This is a genomic window from Pseudomonas sp. 8(2025) (assembly GCF_052665325.1).
The window spans coordinates 37054-51721 of the sequence record NZ_JBQOIE010000014.1; the positions used below are offsets into that span (position 1 = coordinate 37054).

Consider the following 14668-nt stretch of genomic DNA (forward strand, 5'->3'; position numbering starts at 1 on the left):
GCTTTTAATAGGCGTACCGCAGCAGGGCGTGAGGCAAGTGCCGTGTCGCCATGTATCCGCACATCAACAGCATGACCGGCAGTAGCAGCCACCAGGCCCTGGCCGGCATCGGCTTGAGCGGGCCTTGCCATTGGCTCAGGGTCAGGCTGGCGGCGCAGACACAGGCCGCGAGCATGGCGCCGGCGAGAATGTCGGTTGGCCAATGGGCCCCCAGATAGACCCGCGACAAGGCAATGGCGGCCGCCGGCAGGCAGCCCAGCAACAGCCAGGTCAGGCGCATGCGGGGTGGCTGGCCACGGCCGGCCAGAACTGCCAGGGTCAAGAACAGGGCGAAGGAGCCGGAAGAGTGACCGCTGGGCATGCTGAAACTGGTGAGAGGCTCGCTCAGCACTTCAGGGCGTACCCGTGCGAAGAACCATTTGCTGCCGGTGTTGGCCAGGGCAGTACACAGCAGGGTCGCTCCGGCGAACGCGGCCTGGCGCCATTGGCGCAGGGCCAGGAGCAGCAGGGTCAGCACTGCGCTGAGGATGAACATGGCGCGGAACTCGCCGATCTGGGTGACCATGACCATGATCTTGTCCAGAGTCGGGTCCCGGTGCTCCTGTACCAGGGCGATCAGGCCCTGGTCGAACTGCGTCAGGTACGGATAGCCGATGAACAGCCCTGCCAGAATCAGCAGGCTCAGGCCGGACATCAACAGGGTTGCCCGGCGATGGCGCCGCAGGCTGCTGTTGACGCTCAGGCCGACAAGCACCACCAGGCTGCCAATGACGATGCCCGCCTGGGGCCAGAAGCCTTCGGGCAGGGGCAGGCGAATCGCCGCGCCCGTGGCCCAGCCCGGCAGCAGATAGGCCAGCGACCAGCCCGCCGCCGCCAGCAGGCTGACGGCGAGGAAACGTGGGAACGGCATGTCGAACATTCCGGCCACCATCGGCAGCATTGGTCGTAGCGGGCCGATGAAGCGGCCCACCAGCAGGCTGGCGATGCCATAGCGCTGGAAGTAGGTTTCCGCACCGCTGATCCATTCAGGGTGATGACGAAGGCCGGGCAAGCGGCGAATGCCTTGGTGGAAATGCCGTCCCAGCACATAGGACATCACGTCCCCCAGCAATCCGCCGGCAGCACCCAGGAGCAGGGTTTCCCCCAGTGACAGGGCGCCATTGCCGGCCAGTACCGCAATCGCGAACAGCAGGACCGTGCCCGGCACGATCAGGCCCACGATTGCCAGGCATTCCATGCAGGCCACGATGAACACTGCGGCTGCCAGCCATTGGGGGTTGCTGGTTAGCCAGGCGGTCACGCTGTCGAGCCATGGGCCCATAAATTCAACTCCGTTGTTGTTTTTTGCTGAGGTGGGACGGTGGCGTCAGCCGAGCACCAGGTAGTCGCGCCCTTCGACCTGGCCGCGACGCATAGGGTTGCGCGTGCAGTAGGGGGCGTAGGCGGCATCGACAAAGCGATACATCAGGTGTTCGTCACGCCCATGGGGGATGCCCAGGCGGGTGGTCTGGAGGATGTGTGGCACGGCGGCACCCACATCTTCGACGAAGAGAATCTCGTGATCGAAGCGTTTCGCATCCCAGACCGGAACCTTCAGGCCCAGGGCCTTGCACAGCAGGGTCTGGCCGGCGCAGAGCTTTTGCGCGGAGCGGGGCCGGCCACTGGCGTCCGGATTGTTCAGCAGCATCTGCGCCAGGCTGGCAGGGCCGGAGACTTCATCGACCCAGGGATAGGCGGACTTGATCAGTACGGCATTGCCAGGGCCCCGGGCGCTGAAGTTCAGGGAGTCGCCGCCGCGGGCGTAGTACATATAGATGTGGCCGCCGTCCAGAAACAAAGCCTTACGCTTTTCTGTGTAGCCGAGGGAGGCGTGGCTGCCTTTTTCCTCGCAGTAATAGGCTTCGGTTTCGATAATGCGCGCGGACAGCCACAGATCGCCGACTTTATGGCGGATGACTTTGCCCAACAGTTCGCGGGCCAAAAGCTCGGCATCACGGTCGAAAAAGCCGTCCGGCAGGGCTTTTGGCAGTTTTGCAGAGGTCAGAATGGACATGGTGGCGAAGGGTTATGGCGGAAAAGGTGACGCAATGGTAACAACTCCAGGCTTAATTCAGGCTGAACGCCGGGTATTTGCACTCCATTTCGACCATCCGCCCGTGACCGCTGTCCGTGGGCCGGCGCGACAGCTATAATCAGCCGCTTTCCTCTTTGCCAAGACCACACCAGACCATGACTGAGTCCGTTCTTGACTACATGACCCGCCTGGGTCGCGCTGCCCGCCAGGCTTCCCGGGTGATCGCCCGTGCCACCACCGCGCAAAAGAATCGTGCGCTGCTGGCGGCTGCCGATGCGTTGGACGCGGCACGACCGGAACTGACTGCGGCCAACGAGCAGGACCTGGCCAACGGCCGGGCCAATGGTCTGGAACCGGCCCTGCTGGATCGCCTGGCGCTGACCCCGGCGCGTATCGACGAAATGATCGAAGGCCTGCGTCAGGTGGCCAAGCTGCCTGACCCCATCGGTGAAATCCGCGACATGCGCTACCTGCCGTCGGGCATCCAGGTGGGCAAGATGCGCGTGCCCCTGGGGGTGATCGGCATCATCTACGAGTCGCGCCCGAACGTGACCATCGATGCGGCCAGCCTGTGCCTGAAGTCGGGCAACGCCACCATCCTGCGCGGCGGTTCCGAGGCGATCCATTCCAACCGCGCCATCGCCACCTGCATTCAGCAGGGCCTGGCGGCGGCCGACCTGCCGCCTCACGTGGTGCAGGTAGTGGAAACCACCGACCGCGCTGCGGTTGGAGCGCTGATCACCATGCCCGAGTTCGTCGACGTGATCGTGCCCCGTGGCGGCAAGAGCCTGATCGAGCGGGTCAGCCGTGACGCCAAGGTGCCGGTGATCAAGCACCTGGACGGCGTCTGCCACGTGTATATCGATGTCGCGGCGGACCTGGACAAGGCCATTCGCATTGCCGACAACGCCAAGACCCAGCGCTATGCACCGTGCAACACCATGGAAACCCTGCTGGTTCATTCCGCCATTGCCGAGCGCGTATTGCCGCCATTGGCCGCGATCTACCGCGACAAGGGCGTCGAGCTGCGTGGCTGTGCGCAAACCCGCGCACTCCTCGGTGCCGGTGTGTTGGAAGCAACCGAAGAAGACTGGCGCACCGAGTACACCGCGCCGATCCTCTCGATCCGCGTGCTGGACAACCTGGAGCAGGCCATCGAGCACATCAATACCTATGGCTCGCACCACACCGACTCGATCGTCACCGAAAACTTCAGTGACGCCCGGCGCTTCCTTAACGAAGTGGACTCCAGTTCGGTCATGGTCAATGCCTCGACGCGCTTTGCCGACGGCTTCGAGTACGGCCTGGGCGCGGAGATCGGCATTTCCACCGACAAGCTGCACGCCCGTGGCCCGGTTGGGCTGGAAGGGCTGACCAGCGAGAAGTACGTAGTCTTTGGCGACGGTCACGTGCGTACTTGATGGGCAAACGTATCGGTCTGCTGGGCGGCACCTTCGATCCAGTGCATATCGGCCACTTGCGTGGTGCGCTGGAGGTGGCGGAATCCATGCAACTCGATGAGCTGCGCCTGGTACCCAGTGCCAGGCCGCCCCATCGGGATACACCGCAGGTGTCGGCCCTCGATCGTCTGGCGATGGTCGAGTGGGCGGTGGCGGGCGTTTCACCCCTGGTGGTGGACGACCGTGAGCTGAAACGGGACAAGCCGTCCTACACCATCGACACCCTGGAACAGATGCGGGCCGAGCTGGCCGCAGATGACCAGTTGTTTCTGTTACTGGGCTGGGACGCGTTTTGCGGCCTGCCCACCTGGCATCGCTGGGAAGAGTTACTCCAGCATTGCCACATCCTGGTGCTGCAACGCCCGGATGCCGACAGCGAACCGCCGGATGCCTTGCGCAACCTGCTGGCAGCGCGTTCGGTGAGCGACCCTTTGGCCCTGCAAGGGCCTGGGGGACACATTGCATTCGTCTGGCAGACGCCGCTCGCGGTGTCCGCCACCCAGATCCGTCAACTGCTGGCCAGCGGTAAGTCGGTACGTTTCCTGGTGCCTGACGCGGTCCTGGCCTATATCGATGCACACGGGCTTTACCGTGCGCCGAACTGAAGGAGCGCTGCCGGCCTGTGCTGAGCGGCGTTCCAAACATACGAGCTAAACGAGTTTTATATGACTAACCAAGTAATGAAAGGCGAAGATCTGGTCAAGGTGGCTGTCGCCGCGCTGGAAGACGTCAAGGCCCAGGACGTCCTGGTGATCGATGTTCGCGACAAGCAGAGCATCACTGACTACATGATCATCGCTACCGGTACCTCCAACCGCCAGATCGGCGCGATGCTGGAAAAGGTCCGTGAAATGGTCAAGGCCCAGGGCGTGCGCCCATTGGGTGAAGAAGGCAAGGGCGACAGTGACTGGGTGCTGCTGGACCTGGACGACGTGATCGTGCACATGATGACCGCCTCGGCCCGCCAGTTCTACGACCTGGAGCGTCTGTGGCAGGGCGCCGAGCAGAGCCGCGCGGCCGATGGCAAGCACCACAGCCCGGAGCATGGCCACGAGCACTTCACCAAGCTCAACAAAGACCAGCAATAAGGGACGGCTGTGCGCCTGCGTCTGATCGCTGTCGGTTCACGCATGCCCAAGTGGGTGGAAGAAGGTTGGCACGAGTATGCCAAGCGTCTGCCATCCGAGCTGGCGTTGGAACTGGTGGAAATTCCGCTCAATACCCGGGGCAAGAACGCCGACGTGGCTCGCTTCATCCGTCAGGAGGGCGAGGCCATGCTGGCCAAGGTCGGGCATAACGAGCGCATCGTCACCCTCGAGGTGCATGGCAAACCCTGGAGCACCGAGCAACTGGCGGTGGAACTGGATCGCTGGCGTCTCGATTCGCGCACCGTGAATTTCATGGTCGGCGGCCCGGAAGGGCTGGCGCCGGAGGTCTGTGCGCGGGCGGATCAGCGCTGGTCGCTGTCGCCGCTGACCTTGCCGCACCCGCTGGTGCGGATTCTCATCGGTGAACAGCTGTATCGCGCCTGGACCGTGCTGTCCGGGCACCCTTACCACAAGTAGCCCGCGCCCCTCATGTCCCAGCCGATCCGCATCAAGGACCACGAAAAAGACGCCCGTCTGGTGCGTGGCCGTGTCGTGTTCGGCGCCATCATGGTGGTTTGCCTGATCGGTGTGCTGATTGCCCGGCTGTATTACCTGCAGGTGATCCAGTACGACTATCACTCCACCCTTTCGGAGAACAACCGGGTCCACGTGCAGCCGATTCCACCGACTCGCGGGTTGATTTTCGACCGCAATGGCGTGGTGGTGGCGGACAACCGGCCCAGCTTCAGCCTGAGCATGACCCGCGAGCGTTCCGGCGACTGGCAGCAGGTGCTCGACGTGATCGTCGAGGTGCTGGAGCTGACTCCGGAAGACCGGGTGCTGTTTGAAAAGCGCATGAAGCAGGGGCGTCGGCCTTTCGAGCCGGTGCCGATCCTGTTCGAGCTGACGGAAGAGCAGATCGCCCGGATCGCGGTGAACCAGTTCCGCCTGCCCGGTGTGGAAGTGGTGGCCCAGCTGGTCCGGCATTACCCCCAGGGCGCGCATTTTGCGCACTCCGTGGGCTATATGGGGCGGATCAACGAGAAAGAGCTCAAGTCCCTCGATCCGGTGAACTACAGTGGCACCCACCATATCGGCAAGACCGGCATCGAGCGCTTCTACGAGCCTGAGCTGCACGGCCAGGTGGGTTACGAAGAGGTCGAGACCAATGCCCGTGGCCGGGTGCTGCGGGTGCTCAAGCGCACCGACCCGATTCCCGGCAAGGACATTGTCCTGAGCCTGGACATCAAGTTGCAGGAAGCCGCGGAACTGGCCCTGGGCGGGCGCCGTGGCGCGGTGGTAGCCCTGGATCCGAGTACCGGTGAAGTGCTGGCGATGGTCAGCCAGCCGAGCTTCGACCCCAACCTGTTCGTCACCGGCATCAGCTTCAAGGCCTATGCCGAGCTGCGCGATTCCATCGACCGGCCGCTGTTCAACCGGGTGCTGCGGGGCCTCTATCCGCCGGGTTCGACCATCAAGCCGGCGGTGGCCATTGCCGGGCTGGATGCCGGCGTGGTCACGGCTTCGACCCGGGTCTACGACCCGGGCTACTACCAGTTGCCCAACTACGACCACAAGTACCGCAACTGGAACCGTACCGGTGACGGTTATGTCGACCTGGATACCGCGATCATGCGGTCCAACGACACCTATTTCTACGACCTGGCCCACAAGCTGGGGATCGACCGGCTGTCCGCCTACATGAGCAAGTTCGGTATCGGCCAGAAGGTCTCTTTGGACATGTTCGAGGAGTCGCCGGGCTTGATGCCGACCCGCGAATGGAAGCGCGCCACCCGGCGCCAGGCCTGGTTCCCGGGGGAGACCCTGATTCTCGGGATCGGCCAGGGCTATATGCAGTCCACGCCGTTGCAACTGGCCCAGGCCACCGCCCTGGTCGCCAGCAAGGGCAAGTGGAACCGGCCGCACCTGGCCAAAAGCATCGAGGGCGAGAAGCCGGTGGATCACAACCCGATGCCGGACATTGTCCTGCGTGACCCCTCGGACTGGACGAAGGTCAACCATGGCATGCAGCAGGTGATGCACGGTGCCCGGGGCACCGCGCGCAAGGCTGCGGCCGGTTCGCCGTACCGGATTGCCGGCAAGAGTGGTACCGCCCAGGTGGTGGCGATCAAGCAGGGCGAGAAGTACGACCGCTCCAAGGTCCAGGAACGGCATCGTGACCACGCCTTGTTCGTCGGCTTCGCTCCGGCGGAAAACCCCAAGATCGTGGTCTCGGTCATGGTCGAGAACGGTGAGTCGGGCTCCGGCGTCGCGGCACCGGTAGTGCGTCAGGTGATGGATGCCTGGCTTCTCGGCCAGGACGGCCAGCTCAAGCCCGAGTTCGCCAGCCCTATCAGCGCGGAGGCTACGGCCCGTGAAGAGTAATTTTGACCGTATCCTCTCCAGTGAGGATGTGATGCGTCGTCGCGCGACGCTGTTGCAGCGCCTGCATATCGATGGCCCGCTGCTGGTGCTGCTGCTGACCCTGGCTGCCGGTAGCCTGTTCGTGCTGTATTCCGCCAGCGGCAAGAGTTGGGACCTGCTGGCCAAACAGGCCACTTCATTCGGTATCGGCCTGGTGTCGATGATCGTCATCGCCCAGTTCGAGCCGCGCTTCATGGCCCGCTGGGTGCCGCTGGGCTACGTGTTCGGCGTGGTGCTGCTGGTGGTGGTAGATGTCATGGGCCACAACGCCATGGGGGCGACCCGCTGGATCAACATCCCCGGGGTGATCCGCTTCCAGCCGTCGGAGTTCATGAAGATCATCATGCCGGCGACCATCGCCTGGTACCTGTCCAAGCGCACCCTGCCACCCCATCTCAAACATGTGGGGATCAGCCTGGTGCTGATTGGCATTCCGTTCATCCTGATCGTGCGTCAGCCTGACCTGGGTACGGCCTTGCTGATCCTGGCCGGCGGCACCTTCGTGCTGTTCATGGGCGGCCTGCGCTGGCGCTGGATCCTCAGCGTGCTGGCGGCTGCGGTTCCCGTGGCCATCGCCATGTGGTTCTTCATCATGCACGACTACCAGAAGCAGCGGATCCTGACTTTCCTCGACCCGGAGAGCGATCCGCTGGGCACCGGCTGGAACATCATCCAGTCCAAGGCCGCCATCGGCTCCGGTGGGGTGTTCGGCAAGGGCTGGCTGCTGGGCACCCAGTCGCACCTGGACTTTTTGCCGGAGAGCCACACCGACTTCATTATCGCTGTCATGGGCGAGGAGTTCGGCCTGGTGGGCATCTGTGCGCTGCTGCTGATCTACCTGCTGCTGATCGGGCGCGGGCTGGTGATCACCGCCCAGGCCCAGACACTGTTTGGCAAATTGCTCGCGGGCAGTCTGACCATGACGTTTTTTGTTTACGTTTTCGTCAACATCGGTATGGTCAGTGGCTTGTTGCCGGTCGTAGGGGTGCCGTTGCCGTTCATTAGCTACGGAGGAACTTCGCTGGTGACGCTACTGTCAGCGTTTGGGGTTTTGATGTCGATCCATACCCATCGCAAGTGGATCGCGCAGGTTTGATTAAGGTGAAGAATTCAATGCAAGCAATGCGTGGCTGGGCCGCTCGGCAGGCGCCGTGGGTCGGTCTGGTAAGCATCCTTGGTGCAGCGCAGCCCGCGTTCGCCGGTGATTACGAAGGTTCGCCCCAGGTGGCCGAATTCGTGGGCGAAATGACTCGGGACTATGGTTTTGCCGGGGAACAGCTGATGGCTGTGTTCCGCGAGGCCGAGCGCAAGCAGTCGATTCTTGACGCCATTTCGCGGCCCGCCGAGCGGGTCAAGCAGTGGAAGGAATACCGGCCGATGTTCATCACCGACGCGCGCATTGCCCGCGGTGTGGATTTCTGGCGCCAGCATGAAGCGGTGCTGGCCCGCGCCGAGCAGGAATATGGCGTACCGGCCCAGGTAATTGTCTCGATCATCGGCGTTGAAACCTTTTTCGGTCGAAATACCGGGAATTACCGGGTGATCGACGCATTGTCCACCCTGGGGTTCGATTATCCACCCCGTGCCGAGTTCTTCCGCAAGGAACTGCGCGAGTTTCTGCTGCTGGCGCGTGAGGAGCAGGTCGATCCATTGAGCCTCAAGGGTTCCTACGCCGGAGCCATGGGCCTACCACAGTTCATGCCCAGCAGTTTTCGGGCTTATGCGGTGGACTTCGACGGTGACGGCCACATCAATATCTGGACCAACCCCGATGATGCCATCGGCAGTGTGGCCAGCTATTTCAAACGCCACGGCTGGGTGGCCGGCGAACCGGTGGTCAGTCGCGCCGATGTGCGTGGCGATCGGGTAGATGAAGGCTTGACCACCGGGATCGAACCGACGAAAACCGTCGGGGAGTTGCGGGCCCTGGGCTGGTCGAGTCATGATGCGCTGCGCGATGATATGCCGGTCACCGCTTTCCGTCTGGAAGGTGACAATGGCCCGGAATACTGGATGGGCCTGAAGAATTTTTACGCGATCACTCGCTATAACCGCAGCGTGATGTACGCCATGGCCGTACATCAGTTGTCTGAACAGCTGGTCCAAGCACGGGGCGTCAAGTAATGCTGGCAATGCCAATTCGCAAACCCCTGAAGCTGGTGGCTTTTGCCGCGTTGTCCTTGCTGGTGGTCAGTTGCTCGACGAGTCGCTCGCCGCAGCAGAAATCTTCCACCGCTGTGCGTTCCATGCCGGGCCTGGACGTCAACCGCGCCCACAAGGATGGCGCGCCGTGGTGGGATGTCGACGTTTCGCGCATCCCCGATGCGACCCCGACCCTGCATACCGGCCCCTACAAGGCCAACCCCTACACGGTATTGGGCAAGACCTATTTCCCCATCCAGGAATCGAAGAACTACGTGGCCTCCGGCACGGCGTCCTGGTATGGCACCAAGTTCCACGGCCAGAACACCGCCAATGGCGAGGTCTATGACCTGTACGGCATGAGTGCCGCGCACAAGACCCTGCCGTTGCCCAGTTACGTGAAGGTCACCAACCTGGACAACAATCGCAGCGTGATCCTGCGGGTCAACGACCGTGGGCCGTTCTATTCCGACCGGATCATCGACCTTTCCTACGCCGCGGCCAAGAAGCTCGGCTATGCCGAGACCGGCACCGCCCGGGTCAAGGTCGAGGGCATCGATCCGCAGCAATGGTGGGCTCAGCGTGGCCGTCCGGCGCCGCTGATGCTCAACGAGCCGCAAGTGGCGCAGAATAGCGCGCCGGTGGTCACGGCCTCGGCCGGCACTGTCGAACAATGGACCCCGCCGCCCCAGCAGCACGCGGCGGCTGTGGTTCCCGTACAAGTGAAAAACACGGCAGCAGCTTCTGGCCAGTATCTGCAGGTGGGCGCCTTCGCCAACCCTGACGCTGCCGAGCTGTTGAGGTCGAAATTGAGTGGCATGGTGAGCGCCCCGGTGTTCATCAGCTCGATCGTCCGCAATCAACAGACGCTGCATCGGGTCCGCCTGGGGCCATTCGGCACGCCGGGTGAGGCCCAGCAAGCGCAGAACAGCGTACGCCTGGCGAACCTTGGGCAGGCCAGCGTGGTCTCTGCCGAGTAAGAATACTGAAGATTGAAGATCCGCTTGCGGTATTGGGGGGTGGGTCCTGGTTGTTGGCTCGTCGAACAACAAAAGCCCGGCAAGGGTCAGTGAGTGAACAACTGCACACGCGACAGCCCTTTAGAAGGCTGTCTGAAATAGTTTTGCCCGCAAGGGCAAGTTTCCATTAGCAACTTCGAGAGACGGATGAACATCACCACCTTTGCCAAACGCCTGTGCCTGCTTGTCCCGCTGATCATCACGCCCGCCGCCTGGGCGGTCGAAGCGATGCCGTCGCCACCGCAACTGGCCGCCAAATCCTATGTGCTCATGGACGCCAGCAGCGGTAACGTGCTGGTGGAGAACAATGGTGACCAGCGCCTGCCGCCGGCCAGCCTGACCAAGCTGATGACCGCCTACATCGCGACCCTGGAAATCCGTCGCGGCCAGATCGGCGAGAACGATCCGGTGACCGTCAGCGAGAACGCCTGGCGTACCGGCGGCTCGCGGATGTTCATCAAGGTGGGTTCGCAAGTCACCGTCAGCGACCTGCTGCACGGCATCATCATCCAGTCGGGCAACGACGCCAGCGTCGCGGTTTCCGAGCATATCGCCGGTAGCGAAGACGCGTTCGCCGACATGATGAACAAGACGGCTACCGACCTGGGCATGAGCAACAGCCACTTCATGAACCCTACCGGCCTGCCGAACCCAGAGCATTACTCGTCGGCCCACGACATGGCGGTGCTGGCTCGCGCGATTATCCACGAAGACCCTGCGCACTACGCGATCTACTCGCAGAAGGAGTTCTTCTGGAACGGCATCAAGCAACCCAACCGCAACCTGCTGCTGTGGCGCGACAAGACCGTTGATGGCCTGAAGACCGGCCATACCGACGAAGCCGGCTACTGCATGGTGTCCTCGGCGGTGCGTGATGGCATGCGCCTGATCGCCGTGGTGTTCGGAACCAACAGCGAACAGGCTCGTGCTGCTGAAACCCAGAAGCTGCTGACTTACGGTTTCCGTTTCTTCGAAACCCAGACCTTCTACCAGAAGGGCACCGAGCTGGCCCAGGCCCAGGTCTGGAAGGGCACCACTCATCAGGTCAAAGCCGGTCTGGCCGAAGACCTGACCATGACTATGCCTAAAGGCCAATTGAAAAAGCTCGCCGCCAGCATGACCATGAACCCGCAACTGATCGCGCCGATCGCCAAGGGCGACGTGATTGGTAAAGTCGAAGTGAAACTGGACGACAAGGTGGTGCACAGCGCTGACCTGATCGCCCTGGAAGCGGTCGACGAAGGTGGTATCTTCCGTCGCATGTGGGATAGCATCCGTCTATTCTTCTACGGCTTGTTCAACTGATATTGTCGACCTGCGTGGCCCTCGTTCCCCAGTGGAGCGGGGGCCATGTCCGTCGTCCGGCTATACGAGGCCGTTACTGCCATGACAGACACTGACGTTAAGTCGCACAAGATTGAGTTTCCCGTCGATGACTATCCGATCAAGGTGATCGGTGACACGGTTGTCGGCTTCAAGGACACCGTGATCGAGATCCTTGCCAAGTACGCCAAGCTGGACATCAAGTCCCTGGCTGAGCGTCAAAGCAGCAACGGCAAGTACACCACCGTACAACTGCACATCACCGCCACCGGTGAAGACCAATTGCGTGATATCAATAGTGCCCTGCGTGCTACCGGTGTCGTCCACATGGTGCTGTGATGCCACAGACGCTGGGCTTTCGTGAGCTTGGCCAGATGGCTTACGAGCCGGTCTGGCAAGCGATGCAGCGCTTTACCAATGAACGCGGTAGCGATGCACCGGATGAAGTCTGGCTGGTGCAGCATCCACCGGTATTCACCCAGGGCCAGGCCGGCAAGGCCGAGCACCTGCTGCTCCCGGGGGATATCCCCGTGGTGCAGGTGGACCGCGGCGGCCAGGTGACCTATCACGGCCCTGGCCAGCTGGTGGCCTACCTGCTGCTGGATGTGCGCCGATTAGGTTTCGGTGTGCGTGACCTGGTCAACCGCATGGAGCACTGCCTGATCGAGCTGCTGGCCAGCTACGGCGTGCCGGCGGCGGCCAAGCCCGATGCACCGGGCGTCTACGTCAATGGGGCGAAAATCGCCTCCCTGGGCCTGCGTATCCGTCACGGATGCTCTTTTCACGGTCTGGCCTTGAACGTGGACATGGATTTGCAGCCGTTTCGACGGATTAACCCCTGTGGTTATGCCGGGTTGGCGATGACCCAGCTGAGCGACCATGCAGGGCCGATTGAATTTGCCGAGGTAAGTGCCCGGCTGCGTGCGCAGCTCGTCAAACACCTCGACTATGCTGAGCAGACGACCCTAACGGGCGGAATCGACTGATATGACTACTGCGCAAGACGCTGTTCAAACCCTGATCCCGACGCTGGATATCTCCGAGCGAGCGGCCCGTCCGAAAGTTGAAACCGGCGTCAAATTGCGCGGTGCGGAAAAGGTCGCGCGCATTCCGGTGAAGATCATTCCGACTACCGAACTGCCGAAGAAACCGGACTGGATTCGCGTACGCATCCCCGTCTCCCCGGAAGTCGATCGGATCAAGCAGCTGCTGCGCAAGCACAAGCTGCACAGCGTCTGCGAAGAGGCGTCCTGCCCGAACCTGGGCGAGTGCTTCTCCGGCGGCACCGCGACCTTCATGATCATGGGCGACATCTGCACCCGTCGCTGCCCCTTCTGTGACGTTGGTCATGGCCGTCCGAAGCCTCTGGATGTCGACGAGCCGATGAACCTGGCGGTGGCCATCGCCGATCTGCGCCTGAAATACGTGGTGATCACCTCGGTGGACCGCGATGACCTGCGTGACGGCGGTGCCCAGCACTTTGCCGACTGCATCCGTGAAATCCGCAAGTTGTCGCCGAACGTGCAGTTGGAAACCCTGGTTCCCGACTACCGTGGCCGCATGGATGTTGCCCTGGAAATCACCGCCGCCACGCCGCCGGACGTGTTCAACCACAACCTGGAAACCGTGCCGCGCCTGTACAAGGCCGCCCGTCCTGGCTCGGACTACCAGTGGTCGTTGACCCTGCTGCAGAAATTCAAGCAACTGGTGCCGCATGTGCCCACCAAGTCCGGGCTGATGCTGGGCCTGGGTGAAACCGATGACGAAGTCATCGAGGTCATGAAGCGCATGCGCGAGCACGACATCGACATGCTGACCCTTGGCCAGTACCTGCAACCGTCGCGCAACCACCTGCCGGTCCAGCGCTTCGTGCACCCTGACACCTTCGCCTGGTTCGCCGAGGAAGGTTATCGGATGGGGTTCAAGAACGTTGCTTCCGGCCCGCTGGTACGTTCTTCGTACCATGCCGACGAACAAGCGAAACTGGCCAAGGCAGGCCTGGTTTCCTGATTTGCCTGCCCGCAAGGCGCACGTCTTGCGGGCAGTTCCCCGGCTCTTTCGAGCACTTTCGCAGCGCCCGCCGCTTTTTAAATCCCGCCTCTTCTGTTTGACACCATTCATGGCTACTGTGCTTGGGTGAATTCACACAGGGAGAATCTGCATGCCTATCCAACCGACTGCTGCGCTGAACGCCCACCTGCCGGTGCCGGCGCTGGCCGCAGAAGGCGTTATCGGCCTTATTGCACCTGCCGGTCCCGCAGCGCTGGATACTGAAAAAGCCCACCAATGGATGCGCTCCAGGGGATACAGCCTACGGATTTTCCCGGGTGTCGGGTTGCAGGAGGGGTACCTGGCCGGTAGCGACGAAGCGCGCCTCAAGGATCTGCATGAGGCTTTCGCCGACACGGACATAGACGCCATTCTGTGCCTGCGTGGCGGCTACGGCAGCCCCCGCCTGCTGGACAAGATCGATTTCGATCTGTTGCGGCGCAATCCCAAGCCCTTTGTCGGCTACAGCGATATCACCGCCCTGCACCTGGCGATCAACCGTTATGCCGGCTTTGTGAGCTTTCACGGGCCGATGCTCAACGCCGACCTGCTGGGCGACAAGCAGGCGCCCACCGAGGCCTCCTTTTTCAATCTGCTTCGAGGCCAGGCCCGGGCTGGCAGCCTGCTGCCCCATCCCGTGGCCTTCCCCTTGACCACCATCGAGCCGGGCATTGCGCTGGGCTCCCTACTGGGCGGGAACCTGTCGCTGATCGCCAGTACCCTGGGTACCCCGTATGAGATCAATACCGACGGCATCATCCTGTTTATCGAGGATGTCAATGAGCCGCTGTACCGCATAGATCGCCTGCTCAATCACCTGCGCCTGGCCGGCAAGCTGGAAAATCTGCGTGGGGTATTGGTGGGGGATGTGGCCGGTGTGGATTTTGCGGCGTTGTGCGCTTTGCTCAAGCAGACCTTCGAACCGCTGCGGATTCCGGTGCTGGCGGGATGGCGCAGTGGTCACTGCGACCCCAACCTGACCTTGCCCATGGGCGCGCTGGTCAGGCTGGATGCGGGAGCCAGGGAACTGACCCTGGCGCAGGATGTGGTCTTCAAGTAATCGCAGGGCCGGCGAGGGGAGTGTTTCCC

At 62.3% G+C, this 14668-nt stretch carries 15 protein-coding genes; 13 read left to right on the forward strand and 2 right to left on the reverse strand.

Annotated features, from left to right (window positions below; genetic code table 11):
- Positions 1-4: 4 nt before the first annotated feature.
- Positions 5-1321 carry a bifunctional DedA family/phosphatase PAP2 family protein gene (locus tag ACUXVH_RS23960; protein WP_065363619.1) on the reverse strand — a complete coding sequence of 439 codons (1317 nt, stop codon included), beginning with the start codon at positions 1319-1321 and terminating at the stop codon, positions 5-7.
- A 45-nt stretch (positions 1322-1366) separates the two neighbouring features.
- Complete coding sequence (locus ACUXVH_RS23965; protein WP_065363620.1) at positions 1367-2053, reverse strand: DNA-3-methyladenine glycosylase; 687 nt, start codon at positions 2051-2053, stop codon at positions 1367-1369.
- Positions 2054-2229: 176 nt separating this feature from the next.
- On the opposite strand from ACUXVH_RS23965, the gene ACUXVH_RS23970 reads away from it, so the two are divergent.
- From ACUXVH_RS23970 to ACUXVH_RS24030, 13 genes are all read left to right on the forward strand, one after another.
- Complete coding sequence (locus ACUXVH_RS23970; protein ID WP_011063674.1) at positions 2230-3495, forward strand: glutamate-5-semialdehyde dehydrogenase; 1266 nt, start codon at positions 2230-2232, stop codon at positions 3493-3495.
- Positions 3495-4139, forward strand: coding sequence for a nicotinate-nucleotide adenylyltransferase (gene nadD, locus ACUXVH_RS23975; protein WP_065363621.1), 645 nt, complete (start codon positions 3495-3497; stop codon positions 4137-4139). Before ACUXVH_RS23970 ends, nadD begins: the two co-directional genes overlap by 1 nt.
- Before the next feature lie 60 nt (positions 4140-4199).
- Positions 4200-4622 carry a ribosome silencing factor gene (gene rsfS / locus ACUXVH_RS23980; protein WP_015637171.1) on the forward strand — a complete coding sequence of 141 codons (423 nt, stop codon included), beginning with the start codon at positions 4200-4202 and terminating at the stop codon, positions 4620-4622.
- Positions 4623-4631: 9 nt separating this feature from the next.
- A complete protein-coding gene (gene rlmH / locus ACUXVH_RS23985) occupies positions 4632-5099 on the forward strand; it encodes a 23S rRNA (pseudouridine(1915)-N(3))-methyltransferase RlmH (RefSeq protein ID WP_011063671.1) in 468 nt (155 codons plus the stop codon).
- A 12-nt stretch (positions 5100-5111) separates the two neighbouring features.
- On the forward strand, positions 5112-7007 hold the full coding sequence (gene mrdA / locus ACUXVH_RS23990; RefSeq protein WP_011063670.1) for a penicillin-binding protein 2: 1896 nt from the start codon (positions 5112-5114) through the stop codon (positions 7005-7007).
- 31 nt (positions 7008-7038) lie between these two features.
- Positions 7039-8142, forward strand: a complete 1104-nt coding sequence (rodA, locus tag ACUXVH_RS23995; RefSeq protein ID WP_015637169.1) for a rod shape-determining protein RodA — start codon at positions 7039-7041, stop codon at positions 8140-8142.
- Positions 8143-8159: 17 nt separating this feature from the next.
- Positions 8160-9170, forward strand: a complete 1011-nt coding sequence (gene mltB, locus ACUXVH_RS24000) for a lytic murein transglycosylase B (protein WP_011063668.1) — start codon at positions 8160-8162, stop codon at positions 9168-9170.
- Complete coding sequence (locus tag ACUXVH_RS24005; protein WP_011063667.1) at positions 9170-10168, forward strand: septal ring lytic transglycosylase RlpA family protein; 999 nt, start codon at positions 9170-9172, stop codon at positions 10166-10168. Before mltB ends, ACUXVH_RS24005 begins: the two co-directional genes overlap by 1 nt.
- Positions 10169-10354: 186 nt before the next feature.
- Positions 10355-11512, forward strand: coding sequence for a D-alanyl-D-alanine carboxypeptidase family protein (locus ACUXVH_RS24010; protein ID WP_011063666.1), 1158 nt, complete (start codon positions 10355-10357; stop codon positions 11510-11512).
- A gap of 81 nt (positions 11513-11593) precedes the next feature.
- On the forward strand, positions 11594-11869 hold the full coding sequence (locus ACUXVH_RS24015; RefSeq protein ID WP_011063665.1) for a DUF493 domain-containing protein: 276 nt from the start codon (positions 11594-11596) through the stop codon (positions 11867-11869).
- Positions 11869-12516 carry a lipoyl(octanoyl) transferase LipB gene (gene lipB, locus ACUXVH_RS24020; protein WP_015637167.1) on the forward strand — a complete coding sequence of 216 codons (648 nt, stop codon included), beginning with the start codon at positions 11869-11871 and terminating at the stop codon, positions 12514-12516. Before ACUXVH_RS24015 ends, lipB begins: the two co-directional genes overlap by 1 nt.
- Before the next feature lies 1 nt (position 12517).
- Positions 12518-13540: a lipoyl synthase gene (gene lipA / locus ACUXVH_RS24025; protein WP_011063663.1), complete on the forward strand. Its 1023-nt coding sequence runs from the start codon at positions 12518-12520 to the stop codon at positions 13538-13540.
- Between the two features lie 151 nt (positions 13541-13691).
- On the forward strand, positions 13692-14639 hold the full coding sequence (locus ACUXVH_RS24030) for a S66 peptidase family protein (RefSeq protein ID WP_011063662.1): 948 nt from the start codon (positions 13692-13694) through the stop codon (positions 14637-14639).
- The last annotated feature ends 29 nt before the right edge of the window (positions 14640-14668 follow it).

Coding starts and splice junctions, on each gene's coding strand:
- ACUXVH_RS23960 (WP_065363619.1), bottom strand. CDS start 1,321: ATGGGCCCATGGCTCGACAGCGTGACCGCCTGGCTAACCAGCAACCCC.
- ACUXVH_RS23965 (WP_065363620.1), bottom strand. CDS start 2,053: ATGTCCATTCTGACCTCTGCAAAACTGCCAAAAGCCCTGCCGGACGGC.
- ACUXVH_RS23970 (WP_011063674.1), top strand. CDS start 2,230: ATGACTGAGTCCGTTCTTGACTACATGACCCGCCTGGGTCGCGCTGCC.
- nadD (WP_065363621.1), top strand. CDS start 3,495: ATGGGCAAACGTATCGGTCTGCTGGGCGGCACCTTCGATCCAGTGCAT.
- rsfS (WP_015637171.1), top strand. CDS start 4,200: ATGACTAACCAAGTAATGAAAGGCGAAGATCTGGTCAAGGTGGCTGTC.
- mrdA (WP_011063670.1), top strand. CDS start 5,112: ATGTCCCAGCCGATCCGCATCAAGGACCACGAAAAAGACGCCCGTCTG.
- rodA (WP_015637169.1), top strand. CDS start 7,039: ATGCGTCGTCGCGCGACGCTGTTGCAGCGCCTGCATATCGATGGCCCG.
- mltB (WP_011063668.1), top strand. CDS start 8,160: ATGCAAGCAATGCGTGGCTGGGCCGCTCGGCAGGCGCCGTGGGTCGGT.
- ACUXVH_RS24005 (WP_011063667.1), top strand. CDS start 9,170: ATGCTGGCAATGCCAATTCGCAAACCCCTGAAGCTGGTGGCTTTTGCC.
- ACUXVH_RS24010 (WP_011063666.1), top strand. CDS start 10,355: ATGAACATCACCACCTTTGCCAAACGCCTGTGCCTGCTTGTCCCGCTG.
- ACUXVH_RS24015 (WP_011063665.1), top strand. CDS start 11,594: ATGACAGACACTGACGTTAAGTCGCACAAGATTGAGTTTCCCGTCGAT.
- lipB (WP_015637167.1), top strand. CDS start 11,869: ATGCCACAGACGCTGGGCTTTCGTGAGCTTGGCCAGATGGCTTACGAG.
- lipA (WP_011063663.1), top strand. CDS start 12,518: ATGACTACTGCGCAAGACGCTGTTCAAACCCTGATCCCGACGCTGGAT.
- ACUXVH_RS24030 (WP_011063662.1), top strand. CDS start 13,692: ATGCCTATCCAACCGACTGCTGCGCTGAACGCCCACCTGCCGGTGCCG.